The 16913-nt window shown below is 67.1% G+C and carries 18 protein-coding genes and 1 other RNA gene; 7 read left to right on the top strand and 12 right to left on the bottom strand.

The annotated features are described in order from the left end of the window. The first annotated feature begins 40 nt into the window (after positions 1 to 40). Together PKB_RS01775 and PKB_RS01770 are read left to right on the top strand one after the other, a co-directional pair. The gene (locus PKB_RS01775; protein WP_043248516.1) at positions 41 to 355 is read left to right on the top strand and encodes a DUF2388 domain-containing protein; all 315 of its coding nucleotides are present in this window, start codon (positions 41 to 43) and stop codon (positions 353 to 355) included. A gap of 314 nt (positions 356 to 669) precedes the next feature. Then, positions 670 to 999 (top strand): DUF2388 domain-containing protein, encoded by a 330-nt coding sequence (locus PKB_RS01770; RefSeq protein ID WP_043248514.1) that lies wholly within the window; start codon positions 670 to 672, stop codon positions 997 to 999. A gap of 89 nt (positions 1000 to 1088) precedes the next feature. Here PKB_RS01770 and gcvP read toward each other — a convergent pair whose 3' ends face one another. The 10 genes from gcvP to PKB_RS01720 form a co-directional block, all read right to left on the bottom strand. Then, positions 1089 to 3965: an aminomethyl-transferring glycine dehydrogenase gene (gene gcvP / locus PKB_RS01765; protein ID WP_043248512.1), complete on the bottom strand. Its 2877-nt coding sequence runs from the start codon at positions 3963 to 3965 to the stop codon at positions 1089 to 1091. A gap of 100 nt (positions 3966 to 4065) precedes the next feature. Then, a complete protein-coding gene (gcvH, locus tag PKB_RS01760; RefSeq protein WP_043248510.1) occupies positions 4066 to 4455 on the bottom strand; it encodes a glycine cleavage system protein GcvH in 390 nt (129 codons plus the stop codon). A 51-nt stretch (positions 4456 to 4506) separates the two neighbouring features. After that, positions 4507 to 5589: a glycine cleavage system aminomethyltransferase GcvT gene (gcvT, locus tag PKB_RS01755; protein WP_043248508.1), complete on the bottom strand. Its 1083-nt coding sequence runs from the start codon at positions 5587 to 5589 to the stop codon at positions 4507 to 4509. Positions 5590 to 5662: 73 nt separating this feature from the next. Then, positions 5663 to 7309, bottom strand: a complete 1647-nt coding sequence (locus PKB_RS01750) for an ABC transporter permease (protein ID WP_043248505.1) — start codon at positions 7307 to 7309, stop codon at positions 5663 to 5665. A 100-nt stretch (positions 7310 to 7409) separates the two neighbouring features. Then, complete coding sequence (locus tag PKB_RS01745; RefSeq protein ID WP_043248502.1) at positions 7410 to 8411, bottom strand: extracellular solute-binding protein; 1002 nt, start codon at positions 8409 to 8411, stop codon at positions 7410 to 7412. A 118-nt stretch (positions 8412 to 8529) separates the two neighbouring features. Beyond that, complete coding sequence (locus PKB_RS01740; RefSeq protein ID WP_043248501.1) at positions 8530 to 9747, bottom strand: 2-octaprenyl-3-methyl-6-methoxy-1,4-benzoquinol hydroxylase; 1218 nt, start codon at positions 9745 to 9747, stop codon at positions 8530 to 8532. Between the two features lie 23 nt (positions 9748 to 9770). Then, on the bottom strand, positions 9771 to 10250 hold the full coding sequence (locus PKB_RS01735; protein WP_043248499.1) for a DUF4442 domain-containing protein: 480 nt from the start codon (positions 10248 to 10250) through the stop codon (positions 9771 to 9773). Between the two features lie 9 nt (positions 10251 to 10259). Then, positions 10260 to 11444, bottom strand: a complete 1185-nt coding sequence (gene ubiH / locus PKB_RS01730; protein ID WP_043248498.1) for a 2-octaprenyl-6-methoxyphenyl hydroxylase — start codon at positions 11442 to 11444, stop codon at positions 10260 to 10262. Between the two features lies 1 nt (position 11445). Next, positions 11446 to 12780 (bottom strand): Xaa-Pro aminopeptidase, encoded by a 1335-nt coding sequence (gene pepP / locus PKB_RS01725; protein ID WP_043248496.1) that lies wholly within the window; start codon positions 12778 to 12780, stop codon positions 11446 to 11448. A gap of 9 nt (positions 12781 to 12789) precedes the next feature. Continuing rightward, positions 12790 to 13344 carry a UPF0149 family protein gene (locus PKB_RS01720; protein ID WP_043248494.1) on the bottom strand — a complete coding sequence of 185 codons (555 nt, stop codon included), beginning with the start codon at positions 13342 to 13344 and terminating at the stop codon, positions 12790 to 12792. A gap of 182 nt (positions 13345 to 13526) precedes the next feature. Here PKB_RS01720 and PKB_RS01715 point away from each other — a divergent pair, with 182 nt between their 5' ends. The 4 genes from PKB_RS01715 (at position 13527) to PKB_RS01705 (ending at position 14909) form a co-directional block, all read left to right on the top strand. Next, positions 13527 to 13736, top strand: coding sequence for a TIGR02449 family protein (locus tag PKB_RS01715; protein ID WP_043248492.1), 210 nt, complete (start codon positions 13527 to 13529; stop codon positions 13734 to 13736). After that, positions 13733 to 14047 carry a cell division protein ZapA gene (locus PKB_RS01710; protein ID WP_043248491.1) on the top strand — a complete coding sequence of 105 codons (315 nt, stop codon included), beginning with the start codon at positions 13733 to 13735 and terminating at the stop codon, positions 14045 to 14047. The genes PKB_RS01715 and PKB_RS01710 overlap by 4 nt, the downstream gene beginning before the upstream one ends. Before the next feature lie 31 nt (positions 14048 to 14078). Next, positions 14079 to 14257: non-coding RNA, 6S RNA (gene ssrS / locus PKB_RS28910), on the top strand. A 10-nt stretch (positions 14258 to 14267) separates the two neighbouring features. Beyond that, entirely contained in the window at positions 14268 to 14909 is a 642-nt protein-coding gene (locus PKB_RS01705) for a 5-formyltetrahydrofolate cyclo-ligase (RefSeq protein WP_043248489.1), read from the top strand. 1 nt (position 14910) lies between these two features. On the opposite strand, the gene PKB_RS30280 is transcribed toward PKB_RS01705, so the two are convergent. Further along, a complete protein-coding gene (locus tag PKB_RS30280) occupies positions 14911 to 15042 on the bottom strand; it encodes a hypothetical protein (RefSeq protein WP_156957976.1) in 132 nt (43 codons plus the stop codon). A 187-nt stretch (positions 15043 to 15229) separates the two neighbouring features. Here PKB_RS30280 and PKB_RS01700 point away from each other — a divergent pair, with 187 nt between their 5' ends. Continuing rightward, entirely contained in the window at positions 15230 to 15685 is a 456-nt protein-coding gene (locus PKB_RS01700) for an EVE domain-containing protein (protein ID WP_043248488.1), read from the top strand. Between the two features lie 100 nt (positions 15686 to 15785). Here PKB_RS01700 and PKB_RS01695 read toward each other — a convergent pair whose 3' ends face one another. After that, complete coding sequence (locus PKB_RS01695) at positions 15786 to 16910, bottom strand: ABC transporter permease (RefSeq protein WP_043248485.1); 1125 nt, start codon at positions 16908 to 16910, stop codon at positions 15786 to 15788. Positions 16911 to 16913 lie beyond the last annotated feature (3 nt).

Here is a 16913-nt window from a genome sequence, read left to right as displayed (position 1 = left end):
CACTCTGAGGGGCGCGAACGCACAACCCCTCGGAGTCTCCATGCGCATTTCCACGGCGGTATTCGCCACCGCCCTCTTCACCCTGCCCGCCACTGCCGCCCTCGCCGACGACGACGGCTTGCGCAGCCTGATCTCGACCGGCGCCACCACCGCTTCCAGCTACCTGACCAGCAACGGCGACCACAAGCTCGTAGGCCCGCTGGCCGACGACGCCGGCAGCTTCGTCGCCAGCGCAGGCGCCATCCGCGGCCCCTACCTCGAAGCCCAGCTGCAGCAGCTGCGCAGCGAGCATCCGGAACTGCAGCAACGCAGCGACATGGAGCTGGCCAGCGCGATCCTGGCCGACCAGGAGTGAAGCGTAGGATCGGTTGAGGTACGAAACCCATGCTGTCGTCGCCCGGTTCGGCACCGCGCTTGATCGAGGCCGGTTGCAGCATGGGTTTCTCGTCCCACGTGGCGGTTTGGCGTAGGCGTCACCCCGGTAGGAGCGGATCTTATCCGCGAATGTCCCCGCACCAATTCCAGCCTGTAGGAGCGCGCCATGCGCGCGATTCGCGGACAAGGTCCGCTCCTACAAAGGGGCCCGGCGCGACCGCCTGGAAGTTTTGCCGAACCCTCGGGAACCCTGCGCTTTCCAAAAGTCATGCGGACTTACCAGGAGTACATCCGATGCGCATGACCAAACTGACCGCCACTTGCACCCTCCTCTGCCTGCTGCCCCTCGGCTCGGCCATGGCCGACGACTTCTGGCGCGACGTCATCTCGTCCGGCGCGACCACTGCGTCGACCTACCTGACCTTCAAGAAGGGCGACAAGAAGCTACTGGTGGCTGCGCGCGAAGACGCCGGCAGCTACGTGGCCAGCGACGGCGCCATTCGCGGGCCATATCTGGAGGCGGCGCTGCAGCGCCTGCGCCAGGACCATCCGCAGTTGCAGCAACGCAGCGACATGGAGCTGGCCAACGCGATCCTGGCCGAGCCGGACGAACCATCGCGCTGACCCACAACCTGTAGGAGCGGACCTTGTCCGCGATGCGCGGGCAAAGCCCGTGCCTTGGCCTTCGCGGATGAGATCCGCTCCTACGCCGCTCACTCGCGGTAATCGTCCAGCGGCACGCAGGCGCAGAACAGGTTGCGGTCGCCGTAGACGTTGTCCACCCGGTTCACCGCCGGCCAGTACTTGAACAGGCGGGTGTGCTCGGTGGGCGTCACCGCCTGGGCCAACGTATAGGGGCGCTCCCAGGTTCCGGTCACGTCCGCGAGCGTGTGCGGTGCGCGTTTCAGCGGGTTGTCCTCGGCCGGCCATTCGCCGTTTTCCACTTTGCCGATCTCCGCGCGGATGCTCAGCATCGCCTCGATGAAGCGGTCCAGCTCGTGTTTCGACTCGCTCTCGGTCGGCTCGACCATCAGCGTGCCGGGCACCGGGAAGGACATGGTCGGGGCATGGAAGCCGTAGTCCATCAGGCGCTTGGCCACGTCCTCCTCGCTGATCCCGGTCTGCGCCTTGAGTGGGCGCAGGTCGAGGATGCATTCGTGCGCCACGCGGTCGTTGCGTCCCCTGTAGAGCACCGGGAAGGCGCCCTCCAGCCGGCTCGCCAGGTAGTTGGCGTTGAGGATGGCGACCTCGGTGGCGTCGGCCAGCTGCGGGCCCATCATGGCGATGTACATCCAGCTGATCGGCAGGATGCTCGCGCTGCCCCAGGGCGCCGCGCTGACCGCGTCGTTCAGCGGGTTCGGCCCCTCGATGCGGATCACCGGGTGGTTGGCGACGAAGGGCGCGAGGTGTTTCTTCACGCCGATCGGGCCCATGCCCGGCCCACCGCCGCCGTGGGGGATGCAGAAGGTCTTGTGCAGGTTCATGTGCGAGACGTCGGCGCCGATGTCCGCCGGACGCGCCAGGCCGACCTGGGCGTTGAGGTTGGCACCGTCCATGTAGACCTGTCCGCCATGGTTGTGGATAACCTCGCAGATCTCGCGGATGCCCTCCTCGTACACGCCGTGGGTCGAGGGGTAGGTGATCATCAGGCAGGACAACTGGGCGCCGGCTTCGGCGGCCTTGCGCTTGAGGTCGTCGAGATCGACGTTGCCCTCCTTGTCGCACTCGACGATCACCACGCGCATGCTCGCCATGATTGCCGAGGCCGGGTTGGTGCCGTGCGCCGAAGAGGGGATCAGGCAGATGTTGCGGTGGCCCTCGCCGTGGCTCTCGTGGAACTTGCGGATCGCCAGCAGCCCGGCGTACTCGCCCTGGGCACCGGAGTTGGGCTGCATGCAGATGGCATCGAAGCCGGTGATCGCGCGCAGCCAGGACTCCAGCTCGTCGATCAGCAGGCGATAGCCCTCGGCCTGCTCGCGCGGCACGAAGGGATGCAGGTTGGCGAACTCCGGCCAGGTGATGGGGATCATCTCGCTGGTGGCATTGAGCTTCATGGTGCAGGAGCCCAGCGGGATCATCGCCTGGTTCAGCGCCAGGTCCTTGCCCTCGAGCTGGCGCAGGTAGCGCAGCATCTCGGTCTCGCTGTGGTGGCGGTTGAACACCGGGTGCGCCAGGTAGCCCGAACGGCGCTGCAGCGCGGTGGGAATGCCCTCGGCGACGGCGCCGGCATCCAGCGCTGCCACGTCCAGGCCATGCCCGGCGCCGAGGAGGATGTCGAACAGGTCGGCGACAGTAGTCGCGTCGCAGGTTTCGTCCAGGCTCAGCCCCAGGCGCTGTTCGCCGACGACACGCAGGTTGTAGCGGGCCGCGCGGGCGCGCTCGAGGATCGCCGCCTGTTGCGCGCCGACCTCCAGGGTCAGGGTGTCGAAGAAGTGCGCGTTGACCCGCTTGATGCCCTTGGCCTGCAGGCCGGCCGCGAGGATCGCGGTGAGCCGGTGCACGCGCTGGGCGATGCGCCTGAGGCCCTGCGGACCGTGGTAGACGGCATACAGGCTGGCGATGTTGGCCAGCAGCACCTGCGAGGTGCAGACGTTGGAGTTGGCCTTCTCGCGGCGGATGTGCTGCTCGCGGGTCTGCAGCGCCATGCGCAGCGCAGTGTTGCCGCGAGCGTCCTTGGACACCCCGATGATCCGCCCCGGCATGGCGCGCTTGAACTCGTCACGGGTGGCGAAGAAAGCTGCGTGCGGCCCGCCGTAGCCCATGGGCACGCCGAACCGCTGGGCGCTGCCGAGCACCACGTCGGCACCCAGCTCACCCGGCGGCGTGAGCAGCAGCAGGCTGAGCAGGTCGGAAGCGACGCAGGCGATGGCCTGCCGGGCGTGCAGCGCATCTATCTGCGGGCGCAAGTCGCGGACTTCGCCGCGGCTGTCCGGGTACTGCAGCAGCGCGCCGAACACTTCGTGCTGGGCAAGCTTGTCCAGCTCATCCACCACCAGGTCGAAGCCGAAGGCCTCGGCACGGGTGCGCACCACGGAAATGGTCTGCGGATGGCAGTTGGCGTCGACGAAGAACAGGTTGCTCTTCGCCTTGGCCACGCGCTTGGCCAGGGCCATGGCCTCGGCGGCGGCGGTGGCCTCGTCGAGCAGCGAGGCGCTGGCGAGGTCCAGGCCGGTGAGGTCGATGGTCAGCTGCTGGAAGTTCAGCAGCGCCTCCAGGCGGCCCTGGGCGATTTCCGGTTGGTAGGGCGTGTAGGCGGTGTACCAGCCGGGATTCTCCAGCACGTTGCGCAGGATCACCGTGGGCGTGAGCGTGCCGTAGTAGCCGGTGCCGATCAGGCTGGTCCACAGCTGGTTCTGCTCGGCATAGCCGCGCAGCTTCGCCAGCGCGCCCCGTTCGTCGAGTGCGGCCGGCAGTTCCAGCGGGCGGTTCAGGCGGATCGCCGGCGGCACCGTCTGCACCACCAGCTCGTCGAGGCTGGCGACGCCCAGGGCATCGAGCATCGCCTGCTGTTCGGCGGCATCGGGGCCGAGGTGGCGGCTGAGGAAGGCATCGGGCTGCTGCAGCTGGGACAGCGAAGGGCTTTGCGACATGACCTGGACCTCGAACGGGAAAGCGCGACGGTCAGGACAGGATAGGCCAGCCCAAACGACAAGGCCCCGCCGAAGCGGGGCCTTGTGGACGAATCGCCGATCAGGCGTCCGCTTCGCTGGCGGCTGCGTAGCCGGCAGCGTCGAGCAGCTTGTCCAGCTCGGCCGGGTTGCTCGGCTTGAGCTTGAAGAACCAGGAGCCGTAGGGATCGTTGTTGACGTTTTCCGGGGTGTCGGCCAGCGCTTCGTTGATGGCGATGACTTCGCCGCCCACCGGGGCGTAGATGTCCGAGGCGGCCTTCACCGACTCCACCACACCGGCTTCCTGGCCGGCGGCCAGCTGCTTGCCAAGCTCCGGCAGTTCGACGAAGACCACGTCGCCCAGGGCTTCCTGGGCGTGGTCGGAGATGCCCACGGTGACGCTACCGTCGGCTTCCAGGCGCGCCCACTCGTGGCTGGCGGCATAACGCAGTTCGGCGGGAATGTTGCTCATGTTGTTTTCCTCGGGGACTGGGCAGCGGCGACCACCGGTCGCCTATGCAATTTAGATCAGGGCTTTGCCATGGCGCACGAAATTCGGCTGAACGACGCGCACCGGGTACCACTTGCCACGGATTTCCACCTCGGCGCGGTCGCCGGTGGCCGCCGGCAGGCGCGCCAGGGCGATGGACTTGCCGAGCGTCGGGGAGAAGCTGCCGCTGGTGATCTCGCCGTCGCCGATGCCGGCGACCCGCACCACCTGGTGGGCGCGCAGCACGCCGCGCTCCTCCAGCACCAGGCCGACCAGCTTGGGCTGGTTGCCGGCGGCGCGCAGGGCTTCCAGCGCGCGGCGGCCATAGAAGTCGCGGGACTGCGGCTCCCAGGCGATGGTCCAGCCCATGTTGGCCGACAGCGGCGAGACGCTCTCGTCCATGTCCTGGCCATACAGGTTCATGCCGGCTTCCAGGCGCAGCGTGTCGCGCGCACCGAGGCCGGCCGGGGCGATGCCGGCGCCGACCAGCTCGTTGAGGAAGCCTGGCGCTTCATCGGCCGGCAGCATGATTTCCAGGCCGTCTTCGCCGGTGTAACCGGTGCGGGCGATGAACCAGTCGCCGTCGGCCTTGCCCTGGAAGGGCTTGAGTTCGTGGATCAGGGTGGCGCGCGATGGGCTCACCAGGGCGGCGGTCTTGTCCCGCGCGCTGGGGCCCTGGACGGCCAGCATGGCCAGGTCCGAGCGCTCGTGCAGGGTCACCTCGAAACCTTCGGCGCGGGCCTGCAGCCAGGCCATGTCCTTGTCGCGGGTGGCGGCGTTGACCACCAGGCGATAGCCGAACACGCCCAGGTAGACGATGAGGTCGTCGACCACCCCACCCTGCTCGTTGAGCATGCCGCTGTACAGCGCCTTGCCGGGCGTCTGCAGGCGCTCGACGTCGTTGGCCAGCAGGTGCTGCAGGTATTCCTTGGCTTCTGGGCCGGAGACGTCCACCACGGTCATGTGGGAAACATCGAATACGCCGCAGTCGCGACGTACCTGGTGGTGCTCTTCGACCTGCGATCCATAATGCAGGGGCATGTCCCAGCCGCCGAAATCGACGATCTTGGCGCCTAGGGCGACATGCAGCTCGTAGAGCGGGGTGCGCTGTCCCATGGGTTGTCTCCTTCCGGGAATGGCGAATGCGGAGCGCGTGGGCGGCCCGCACGAAACGGGCGCATTGTAGCCGCTAGGCGGGGTGCTGGACACCGTGCCCGATGGCCGACTGAGGCGACGTTGCGGCCATCGCCGATCGACGAATCAGCAAGGCGACCGGCAGCAGACCGACCAGCACCAGGCTCACGGCCGGCAGCGCGGCGCGCGCCCACTCGCCCTCGCTGGTCATCTCGAAGACGCGCACCGCCAGGGTGTCCCAGCCGAAGGGGCGCATCAGCAGGGTGGCCGGCATTTCCTTGAGCGTATCGACGAATACCAGCAGCGCGGCGCTGAGCAAGCCCGGCGCCAGCAGCGGCAACTGGACGCGCCGGAACATTTCGAATCCACCGACGCCAAGGCTGCGCGATGCCTCGACCAGCGACGGCCGAATCCGCGCCAGGGTGCTTTCCAGCGGCCCCTGTGCCACGGCCAGGAAGCGGATCAGGTAAGCCAGCAGCAACGCACCGAGGCTACCCAGCAGCAGCGGCTTGCCGGCGCCGCCAAGCGCTAGCGAAAGCGGGATCACCCAGTGATTGTCCAGCCAGCTGAAGGCCAGCATGATCGCCACCGCCAGCACCGCGCCGGGCAAGGCATAACCGAGGTTGGCGATGCCCACCGCCGCGCGCACCGCCGGCACCGGCGCCTGGCGCCGGGCGAAGGCCAGCAGCAATCCGGCAGCCACCGTCAGCACAGCCGCGGCGGCACCCAGGCAGAGGCTGTGCAGTACGAGTTCGCGGTAGCGCTCGTCGAAGTCGAAGCGACCGCGCTGCCAACACCACACCAGCAACTGCATCAGCGGAACGACGAACGCACAGGCGAACACCAGCCCGCACCAGGCGCTGGCAGCGAACGCCCTGATCCCGCGCAGGTGATAAAGCGGCGCGCTCCGCGGCCGCTCGCTTGCCGTCACCGCACGGCCTCGCGAGCGTCGTTCGGCAAAGAGCGCGAGAAACACTCCGAGTAGCAACAGGCTCGCCAGCTGCGCGGCGCTCGACAGGCTGTAGAAGCCGTACCAGGTCTTGTAGATCGCCGTGGTGAAGGTGTCGTAGTTGAACACTGCCACGGCACCGAAATCGGCCATGGTTTCCATGATCGCCAGGGCCAGCCCGGCGCCAATGGCAGGTCGTGCCATCGGCAGGGCCACGCGCCAGAACGCTTGCCACGGCGACAGCCCGAGCACCCGCGCCGCTTCGCTGAGCCCACGCCCTTGAGCAAGGAAGGCGCCACGCGCCAGCAGGTAGACGTACGGATAGAAGACCAGCGTGAGGACCAGGATCACCCCACCCGTGGAGCGCACCCGCGGGAGCCGCAGGCCACTGCCGAAGACTTCACGCAGCAGGCTCTGCAGCGGGCCGGCGAAGTCCAGCAAACCGATGAAGACGAACGCCAACACATAGGCAGGGATGGCGAACGGCAGCATCAGCGCCCAGTCCAGCCAGCGTCTTCCGGGAAACTCGCAGAGCGTGGTGAGCCAGGCCAGGCTGGTGCCCAGGACGACGACGCCGATGCCGACGCCCAGCACCAGCAGCAGGCTGTTGCCGAGCAGACGCGGCAGCTGGGTGTCCCACAGGTGCGCCCAGATCTCGCCGTCGATGTCGCTCCAGCTCAGGGCCAATACGCTGAGCGGCAGGAGGACGAGGGCAGCGAGGGCGAAGGAGACGAGGCGCCAGCGAAGGAGCATGGCTATGCCGTTGCCCTTCGTAGGAGCGAGCTTGCTCGCGAACGCTTCGGCACGCGGCTCGGGTTCGCGAGCAAGCTCGCTCCTACTGGGAAAGCCAACCTCAATTCCACCCGGCGCGATCCATCAGCTTGATCGCCTCCGCCTGGCGCTTGCCGGCGATTTCCACCGGAATGCTGTCGGCCTTGAAGCTGCCCCAGGCCGCCACCTCTTCGGAAGGTGCGACCTTCGGGTTGGCCGGGAATTCCTGGTTGATCGAAGCGAACAGTGCCTGCGCCTCGGGACCGGTCATCCACTCCACCAGCGCCTTCGCCTGCTCGGGGTGTGGCGCGTGCTTGGTCAGGCCGATGCCCGACAGGTTCACGTGCACGCCGCGGTCGGCCTGGTTCGGCCAGAACAGCTTGATCGGCAGGTCCGGCTTCTGCTGGTGCAGACGCCCATAGTAGTAAGTGTTGACGATGCCGACGTCGCACTGCCCGGCGGCGATGGCCTGGAGCAGCGCGGTGTCGTCGGAGAATACGTCGGTGGCCAGGTTGCCGACCCAGCCCCTGAGGATTTCCTCGGTCTTCTGCTCGCCATGGGTTTCGATCAAGGTCGCGGTCAGCGACTGGTTGTAGACCTTCTTCGCCGTGCGCAGGCACAGGCGGCCTTCCCAGCGCTTGTCGGCGAGTGCTTCGTAGGTGGACAGCTCGTCCGGCTTCACCCGCTCGGTGGAGTAGACGATGGTCCGCGCGCGCAGCGACAGGCCGGTCCAGCTGTCGGTGCCGGAGCGGTACTGCGCGGGAATGTTGGCGTCCAGGGTCGGCGAGTCGAAGGGCTGCAGGATGCCCATCTTCTCCGCCTGCCAGAGGTTGCCGGCGTCCACCGTGAGCAGCAGGTCGGCCGGGGTATTCGCGCCCTCGGCCTTGATCCGCGCCATCAGCGGCGCCTCCTTGTCGGTGATGAACTTCACCTTCACCCCGCTCTTCGCCGTGTAGGCGTCGAACACCGGCTTGATCAGCTCGTCGATACGCGAGGAATAGACCACCACTTCATCGGCGGCCTGGGCGGCGGCTGGCAGGGCAAGAAGGGCGAGGGAAGCGAGAAGGCCTTGGCGAACCGACATAGGGCGAGTCCTTGGGCGGCGAAATAAGGGTCCCAAATGATAGGGAAACTCATTTACCGCCGGAGTGGACCTTTGTGTCGGGGTGTTGCGCCGCGCCGCGACCGAGGGTCGCAGCGCGTCAGACGCGAGCCAGCGCCGGCAGGTCGCCCGATAGCCCGAGCGCCTGGCGAACGAACAGGCCCTTTGCCTCGTGGTGGCGGTCGACCAGGCGCAACCCGGCGTTGCGCAGCCAGCGCACCCCCAGCGGGTCGGCCTGGAACAGGCGCTGGAAGCCTTCCATCGCGGCCATCATCGCCAGGTTGTGCGGCATGCGACGGCGCTCGAAGCGGCTCAGCACGCGCTCGTCGGCAATGCTCTCGCCACGCGCATGGGCATGCAGCAGCACTTCGGCGAGCACCGCGGCATCGAGGAAGCCGAGGTTCACGCCCTGCCCGGCCAACGGGTGGATGGTGTGCGCGGCGTCGCCGATCAGCGCGAGGCCCGGCTCCACATAGCGTTTGGCGTGACGCTGACGGAGCGGGATGCACAGGCGCGGATCGACATGCTCGACGTTGCCCAGGCGCTGCTCGAAGGCGCGGCCAAGTGCGACGCGGAAGCCCTCGTCATCGAGCGCCATCAGTTTTTCGGCCTCTTCCGGCGTGGTCGACCAGACGATCGAGCACCAGCGCGCATCGCCGTCGCGCGACAGCGGCAGGAAGGCAAGCGGGCCGTCGTCGGTGAAACGCTGCCAGGCGGTGGCCTGGTGCGGTTGTTCGCAACGTACGCTGGTGACGATGGCGTGATGCAGGTAATCCCACTCGCGGGTGGCGCAGCCGGCCAGGCGGCGCACGGCGGAGTTGGCGCCGTCGGCGGCGATCACCAGCGGCGTGCGGATCTGCCGGCCGTCGGCGAGGGTCAGCAACCAGTCGTCGCCGGAGTGGCGCAGCTGCTCCAGGCGCGCGTTGGGCAGCAGGCCGATGGTCGAGTCGTGCAGACGCTCCATCAGCGCGTCCTGCACCACGCGGTTCTCGACGATGTGGCCGAGCACGTCGGCATGCACGCTGGCGGCGCTGAAGTGCACCTGGCCGGTGCCGGAGCCGTCCCACACGTGCATGTCCCGATAGGCTTCGGCGCGCCGCGCGAGGATGCCGTCCCAGGCATGCAGGCGCTGCAGGATGCGTCGGCTGGCCTCGGACAGGGCGCTGACGCGCGGCTCGAAACGGGCGTTGCGGTCGTAGGGCTTCACGCTCAGCGGCGAGCCGTCCACCAGCAGGATCTCCAGGCCGCTGCCCTGCAATGCCAGGGCCAGCGCGCTGCCGACCATGCCTGCGCCTACGATCACCAGATCCGCGTGCATCTGCACTCCTTGTTCCTTGTCCATCAGCCGGCCTGACGCAGGCGCGGCTTGAGTCTGACGTAAAGGGTCTTCTGTACCCGCGCAACCAGCGTGCCCTCGCTGTCGCGCACCTCGGCGTGCAGGCGCGGCAGGCACTTGGCGCCGCCGGCGGTCTGCTCCCGGACTTCGTCCAGCAGGCTATGGTCGATGCGGAAATCGGCGTAGACCGGGCCCTTGCCGGGGGTGATGAATTCGATGTTGGCGGCCTTGTCCCAGACGATGTAATCGCGCCCCAGGTTCTCCATCAGCATGAGCATGAAGAAGGGGTCGGTCATGCTGTACAGGCTGCCGCCGAACTGGGTGCCGACGTAGTTACGGTTGAACCAGGACAGCACCATCTTCACCCGCACTTCGCGGAAGTCCGGGCTGATGTGGCGCACGCGCACGCCGGCGCCGATGTAGGGCGGGTAGAGGTTCAGGCCAATGCGCAGCAGGCGGGCGCGACGCGCCATCTTCGACGACATCCGCTCTCCCTAGACCGGCCGGGCGCCCAGGCCCATGGCCTGGCGGGCGAACCAGCGCTTGGCCGGCGGCAGCAGGTCGAGGCCGAGCAGGCCCAGGTTGCGTCCGGTGGCCAGCATCGGCTGGGCATTGGAGAACAGGCGGGTGACGCGATCGGAGAAGCCGACGGTCATTTGCTGGTCGAGGCGTTGGCCATCGAGGTAGCGCTGCAGCACGGCGAAATCGCCGGGCGCGGCGCTCTCGGTCAGCAGGCGGTCGGCCAGGGCCTGGGCATCGCGCAGCGACAGGTTGAAGCCCTGCCCGGCGATCGGGTGCAGGCTGTGCGCGGCATTGCCCAGCACCACCAGGTGCGGACGGACTTGCTCTTCCGCTTCGGTCAGCGCCAACGGATAGCAATAGCGCGCGCCGACCTGGCGGAAGCCGCCCAGGCGATAGCCGAAGGCGGCCTGCAATTCGTCGAGGAATTGCCGCTCCGGCACGTCGCGCAGACGCTCGGCATCGCGCGGGGCGCGAGTCCAGACCAGCGCGCAGCGGTTTTCCGGCAGCGGCAGCAGGGCCATGGGCCCGTGTTCGGTGAAGCGTTCGAAAGCCTGGCCCCGGTGTTCCTCGGTCGGGCTGACGTTGGCGATCAGCGCGACTTGCCCGTAGGGCTCGCGGCGCACGCCGATGCCCAGCTGCTCGCGCAGGCCGGAGCGGCCGCCATCGGCCAGCACGGCGAGGTCGCAGTCCAGCTGCGAGTCGTCGTCCAGGGTCAGCCGGTAGCCATCAGCCAGGGCGTCCATGCGCCGCACTTCGGCCGGGCAGCGCCAGCTCACCACTTCATGATCGAGCGCCTGCCACAGGCATTGGCCGAGCCAGGCGTTTTCCACCACGTAGCCGAGCGCCGGCACGCCCTCTTCCACCGCGGTCAGTCGCGCGGAGCCGAAGCGCCCGCGGTCGGACACGTGGATCTGCATGATCGGCGCGCTGCGCTGGGCGATGTGCTGCCACAGGCCCAGGCGCTCGTAGATCTGCCGGCTGCCGAACGACAGCGCCGAAGAGCGCGCGTCATAGCTGGGCTGGTAAGCGTCGCCGGGGGCGAAGGGCTCGATCAGCACGATGCGCCAGCCGCGTGCCCGGGCGCCGGCCTGCAGGGTCAGCGCCAGGCTGGCACCGACCAGGCCGCCACCGATGATCGCCAGGTTTGCGCGTTGCATCTCAGGCGGCCCGGGCCTTGGCCTCGGCCATCAGGGCCTCGATCTCGGCGACGGTCTTGGGCACGCCATTGGTGAGGACTTCGCAACCGGTCTTGGTCACCACCACGTCGTCTTCGATGCGCACGCCGATGCCGCGCCACTTCTTCGGCACGTCGGTGTTGTCCGGGGAAATGTAGATGCCCGGCTCGACGGTCATCGCCATGCCCGGCTCGAGCACGCGCCACTCGCCACCAACGCGGTACTCGCCGACGTCGTGCACGTCCATGCCCAGCCAGTGGCCGGCACGGTGCATGTAGAAGGCCTTGTAGGCTTCGCTGGCGATCAGCTCGTCGACGTCACCTGTGAGCAGGCCGAGCTTCACCAGGCCGGCGGTGATGACCCGCACGGTGGCCTCGTGGGCTTCGTTCCAGTGACGTCCCGGGGCGATGTAGTCGAAGGCCGCCATGTTGGCTTCCAGCACCAGCTCGTAGATCGCCTTCTGCTCGGGGCTGAAGGTGCCGTTGGCCGGGAAGGTGCGGGTGATGTCGCTGGCGTAGCAGTCGATCTCGCAGCCGGCATCGATCAGGATCAGGTCGCCGTCCTTGATCACCGCGTCGTTCTCCCGGTAGTGCAGGATGCAGGCGTTGCGGCCGGCGGCGACGATCGAGCCGTAGGCCGGCATCTTCGCGCCGCCCAGGCGGAAGGCGTATTCCAGCTCGGCTTCCAGGTGGAATTCGTGCAGCCCCGGACGGCAGGCCTGCATGGCGCGGATGTGCGCGCCACAGGAAACCTCGGCGGCATAGCGCATCACCTTCACTTCGCCTGCGCTCTTGTACAGGCGCAGGTCGTGAAGCAGGTGGTCGAGGGCGACGAACTCGTTCGGCGGCTGTGCGCCCTGGCGGGCCTTGGAGCGGATCACGTTGATCCAGTCCATCAGCCGGCGGTCGAATTCGGGGTTAGCACCCAGCGCGTAGTAGACGCGGTCGCGGCCTTCGATCAGGCCGGGGAGGATGTCGTCGATATCGCCAATGGGGAAGGCATCGTCGGCGCCGAAGTCGCGCGTCGCGCCGTCCTGGCCGGCACGCAAGCCGTCCCAGAGTTCACGCTCCGGATCGCGCTCGCGGCAGAACAGCACGTATTCACCGTGCTCGCGACCGGGAATCAGAACCATCACCGCTTCCGGCTCGGGGAAGCCGGTGAGGTACTGGAAGTCGCTGTCCTGGCGGTAGACGTGCTCGACGTCGCGGTTGCGGATGAACATCTGCGCCGCCGGCAGAATAGCGATGCTGTTGGGCTCCATCTGCGCCATCAGCGCCTTGCGCCGACGGGCGAATTCCGATTTGGCGATACGGATCATGCAGCTACCTCAGTGCAGGGAGGGTTTCTCGGTCGGCGCCGGCACCTTGCCGAATTCGGAGAACAGCAGCAGCGGGGCGACCCGCAGGTATTCCTGAACTTCCATATAGTCGCTTTCGCCGTCCTCGGAGTCTTCCAGCTGACCCTGGACCTGGGCGATGGCGGCGATGTCCTGCAGCACTTCGTCGGCTTCGTCGGACAGGCTCGGCTGGCGCAGCGCCAGGCCGAAGCCGGCGAGGAAGCCCTGGCACCACTGACCGACGGCCTGGGCGCGCTCGGCCAGCGGCGCGTCATCGTTGGGGAGCATCAGCACCACGGCCATCTCGCCGCTGCGGAAGTCCTGCTCGACCATGCCGAGCAGGCCGCCAAGCGCTGCCTGCAGGCGCTCGTTCGGTTCGCCGCCGAGCAGTTCGGCGGCGGCCAGCTGCCATTCGCCTTGGTCGAAACCGGCACCGGCGCAGACGCGGCCAAGCAGGTTGCCGTGCAGTTCGGCGGGGGAAATGGGCAGCGCGGCTTCGGCGAGCAGAGCGGTGAAAGCGGTATAGGCGGAAGTGGTTGTGGACATCGTGCGGGACCTGATATCGACGCTAGGCGCCATCGGGCGCTACGCATAGAATGAGAGCCGCTATCCTAGCACCGCCGGACGTGCGCAGACCATGCGGCGGCGCGTCGGACGGTCGTCGCGTTGACCCTGGCGGCGCGGCACCCTATATAGTTTCCGGTCATCCCTTGTCCAAGCGAGAGCCCATGGAAGACGCCGACCTGCACGCGCTGATCGCCAAATTCGACCTGCTGCTCCAGCGCCTGGAACAGCTCAAGGCGGAGAACCGGTTGCTGCGGGCGAACGAGAAGAACTGGCGCGAAGAGCGCGCTCATCTGATCGAGAAGAACGAATTGGCGCGCCACAAGGTCGAAGCGATGATTTTGCGCCTGAAAGCCCTGGAGCAGGACTCATGAGCCAGACGAACACCCTGAATGTGCAGATCCTCGACAAGGAATACTGCATCACGTGCCCCGCCGACGAACGCGTCAACCTGGAAAGCGCCGCGCGCTATCTGGACAGCAAGATGCGCGAGATTCGCTCAAGCGGAAAAGTCATCGGCGCCGATCGCGTCGCCGTGATGGCCGCCCTGAACATCACCCACGACCTGCTGCATCGGCAGGAGCGCCAGGACATCGACAACAGTTCGACACGCGAGCGTGTGCGCGAACTGCTCGACCGCGTCGACCGCGCCCTTACCACCGATCAAGCCGGGAGTGAAGACTGACCGGCGAAGAAACCCTGGGGTATACTGGCCACGCTCCCTGGTGTGTTGGCCAGTCGGTGATGTCCCTGAGCCGATAATCGCAACAACGGAGGTTGCCAGTTGGGCTGGTGTGCATGTCCGCACGACGGAAAGCCTTAAAGCCTACTGCAACCGCCACCTTGAACTTTCGGGTTCAAGGGCTAACCCGACAGCGGCATTTCCGGGGAGCTTTTCCTTCTCCATGATCCACGCCCACGATCTCTCCCGCGCCGCCCTGCGCCGCCTGCTACGCCAGGCCCGACGCGCACTCACTCCGCAACAGCAACGCCAGGCCGCCCGCGATCTGCAACGCCAGATGGCGCAGCATCCGCTGTTTCGCCGCGCCCGCCACATTGCGCTGTACCTGCCCGCCGACGGCGAGATCGATCCCCGTCCGCTGCTGAAGGCCGCACAGAAGCGCGGCAAGGCGACCTACCTGCCGGTGCTCAGCCGCTGGCCGCACACGCACATGACCTTCCAGCGCATCGGCAATGGCGAACGCTGGACGCGCAACCGCTTCGGAATCGCCGAACCACAACGCAACCGTCACCAGCAGCGCGCACCCTGGACACTGGACCTGGTGCTGTTGCCGCTGGTCGGATTCGATGAGGACGGTGGGCGCCTGGGCATGGGCAAGGGCTTCTACGACCGCACCCTGGCTTACCTGGGACAGCGCAGAATCTGGCGCAAACCGACACTTTTGGGCCTGGCGCATGAATGCCAGAAGGTGGACAGGCTGGACCTGGCCAGCTGGGATGTGCCCCTGCAGGGCATAGTCACAGACGCGGGCTGGTATGGTGCGCTCGCTGCGACGCCGCGATCCCTGCGACGCCACGCGGAGTGAATCAGGGCTGTTTGGTCACCTGGACCGGCACGTCGCCCTGACGGTCCCAAAGGCTTTGGGTGTAACCGGTGGTGACAACCCCCAGGCCGAACAGAATGACCAGCACCCACAGTAGATCAGGCTTACGCTTCATCGATTGCCTCCCCCTTCCAGGCAAACTGTCAACGATGGCCGGCGGTGGTTTTTGGTCCGTCCGGCGCGTGCCAAGCTGAAAATCGGCGGCATTCTCCGACAATGGGAAGCGTCCCGCAATTGCATGCCGGACCCGGTCGTCGGAGTCAGCCTCTTCCTACAAAAACGGCGAAAATGGAGCAAGGATCATGCCGTATTGGCTGATGAAATCGGAACCCGACGAACTGTCGATCCACGACCTGAAGCGCCTAGCAAAAGCGCGCTGGGATGGCGTGCGCAACTACCAGGCGCGCAACTTCGTACGCAGCATGCAGCCGGGCGACCAGTTCTTCTTCTACCATTCGAGCTGCCCGCAACCGGGCGTCGCCGGTATTGGTCAGATCGAGGGCGAGCCCTACCCCGATCCCACGGCGCTGGACCCGCAAAGCCCCTATCACGACGCCAAGGCCAGTGCCGAGAAAAACCCCTGGAGCGCGCGTGACGTGAGCTTCGTGGAAGCCTTCCGTGAAGTGCTGCCGCTCGGTGCGATCAAGGCCGCCGCCGGCCTGGAAGAGCTGGCGCTGGTGCAGCGAGGCAGCCGCCTGTCGGTGATGCCGGTCACCGACGAGCAGTGGAACATCATCCTCGGATTGGCCAAACGCTGAAGCGTTTTTCGTAGGAGCGAGCTTGCTCGCGAATGCCCCGCTGCGGAGGCCGTTCGCGAGCAAGCTCGCTCCTACAAGAGGCCGTGCCAGCCTGTGCGGTTCACGCCATCTGCCCGATGGTCCGGCGGAACCGCCACAGCGCCCCGCCGAAGAAGGCCGCGCCAATACCGACGATCGCCAGCAGCTGCGGCCAGACGATGGACAACCCGGCATCGCGGAACAGGATGGCCTGGGCCAGGCTGACGAAGTGCGTGGTCGGCGCCGCCAGCATGATGTTCTGCACAAGCTCCGGCATGCTCTCGCGCGGGGTGGTGCCGCCGGAGAGGATCTCCAGCGGAATCAGCGTGAGGATCACCAGCAGCCCCAACTGCGGCATCGAGCGCGCCAGGGTGCCGAAGAAAATGCCCATGGAAGTCGTGGCGAACAGATGCAACGCGGCGCCGAACAGGAACAGCGCCAGCGAGCCGCTCAACGGCACGCCGATCCAGCCTTGCACCACCAGCAGCAGCGAAAGGGCCGCCGCCCCAAGCACCACCGCGCCCATCGACCAGACCTTGGCCAGCATGATCTCGAACGCCGACAGCGGCATCACCAGCAGGTGCTCGACGGTGCCGTGCTCGCGCTCGCGAATCAGTGCCGCGCCGGTGAGGATGATCGACAGCATGGTGATCTGGTTGATCACCTCCATCACCGCGCCGAACCAAGCCTGGGTCAGGTTCGGGTTGTACTCCATGCGCACTGCCAGCTGCGCCGGCATGCTCGGGTCGGAACGGTAGCGGCTGACGAACTCGCTCACCTCGGTGGCGACGATGTTCTGGATGTAGCCCGCGCCGGAGAAGGCCTGGGCAGTCTGGGTCGCGTCGACGTTGACCTGGATCGCCGGCTGCCGCCCGGCCAGCACGTCGCGCTGGAAGTTCGGCGGGATGTCCAGGGTGAAGCTGTACAGCCCGGTGTCCATGCCGCGGTCCATGCGGCCGTGGTCGATCATTTCCGGCGTGCGGAAATACGGAGCCTGGAAGGCGTTGATGATGCGCGAGGAGAGCTGCGACTGGTCCTCGTCGACCACCGCGATGGGCGCGTTGTGCAGGGTCTCCGGAATGCCGGTGGCCGAGCTGTAGACGCCCAGGGTGAAGGCCCAGGCGATCAGCGCCAGCATCGCGTAGTCGCGGCTCAGGCTGCGGAATTCCTTGATGCCCAGGTTGAAGATGTTGAGCAGGCTGCGCATCGG

It is taken from the genome of Pseudomonas knackmussii B13, from assembly GCF_000689415.1.
Classification (GTDB): Bacteria; Pseudomonadota; Gammaproteobacteria; order Pseudomonadales; family Pseudomonadaceae; genus Pseudomonas; species Pseudomonas knackmussii.
The sequence above is the reverse complement of the archived record's forward strand: the minus strand, read 5'-3'. Positions and strand labels throughout refer to the sequence as shown.

Bases quoted from the DNA above. Each gene is read 5' to 3' on its own strand.
- PKB_RS01735 (WP_043248499.1), bottom strand. From the start codon at position 10,250: ATGTCGTCGAAGATGGCGCGTCGCGCCCGCCTGCTGCGCATTGGCCTG.
- gcvT (WP_043248508.1), bottom strand. From the start codon at position 5,589: ATGGGACAGCGCACCCCGCTCTACGAGCTGCATGTCGCCCTAGGCGCC.
- PKB_RS01775 (WP_043248516.1), top strand. From the start codon at position 41: ATGCGCATTTCCACGGCGGTATTCGCCACCGCCCTCTTCACCCTGCCC.
- PKB_RS01710 (WP_043248491.1), top strand. From the start codon at position 13,733: ATGAGCCAGACGAACACCCTGAATGTGCAGATCCTCGACAAGGAATAC.
- gcvH (WP_043248510.1), bottom strand. From the start codon at position 4,455: ATGAGCAACATTCCCGCCGAACTGCGTTATGCCGCCAGCCACGAGTGG.
- gcvP (WP_043248512.1), bottom strand. From the start codon at position 3,965: ATGTCGCAAAGCCCTTCGCTGTCCCAGCTGCAGCAGCCCGATGCCTTC.
- PKB_RS01705 (WP_043248489.1), top strand. From the start codon at position 14,268: ATGATCCACGCCCACGATCTCTCCCGCGCCGCCCTGCGCCGCCTGCTA.
- pepP (WP_043248496.1), bottom strand. From the start codon at position 12,780: ATGATCCGTATCGCCAAATCGGAATTCGCCCGTCGGCGCAAGGCGCTG.
- PKB_RS01745 (WP_043248502.1), bottom strand. From the start codon at position 8,411: ATGTCGGTTCGCCAAGGCCTTCTCGCTTCCCTCGCCCTTCTTGCCCTG.
- PKB_RS01720 (WP_043248494.1), bottom strand. From the start codon at position 13,344: ATGTCCACAACCACTTCCGCCTATACCGCTTTCACCGCTCTGCTCGCC.
- PKB_RS30280 (WP_156957976.1), bottom strand. From the start codon at position 15,042: ATGAAGCGTAAGCCTGATCTACTGTGGGTGCTGGTCATTCTGTTCGGC.
- PKB_RS01750 (WP_043248505.1), bottom strand. From the start codon at position 7,309: ATGCTCCTTCGCTGGCGCCTCGTCTCCTTCGCCCTCGCTGCCCTCGTC.
- PKB_RS01695 (WP_043248485.1), bottom strand. From the start codon at position 16,910: ATGCGCAGCCTGCTCAACATCTTCAACCTGGGCATCAAGGAATTCCGC.
- ubiH (WP_043248498.1), bottom strand. From the start codon at position 11,444: ATGCAACGCGCAAACCTGGCGATCATCGGTGGCGGCCTGGTCGGTGCC.
- PKB_RS01740 (WP_043248501.1), bottom strand. From the start codon at position 9,747: ATGCACGCGGATCTGGTGATCGTAGGCGCAGGCATGGTCGGCAGCGCG.
- PKB_RS01700 (WP_043248488.1), top strand. From the start codon at position 15,230: ATGCCGTATTGGCTGATGAAATCGGAACCCGACGAACTGTCGATCCAC.
- PKB_RS01715 (WP_043248492.1), top strand. From the start codon at position 13,527: ATGGAAGACGCCGACCTGCACGCGCTGATCGCCAAATTCGACCTGCTG.
- PKB_RS01770 (WP_043248514.1), top strand. From the start codon at position 670: ATGCGCATGACCAAACTGACCGCCACTTGCACCCTCCTCTGCCTGCTG.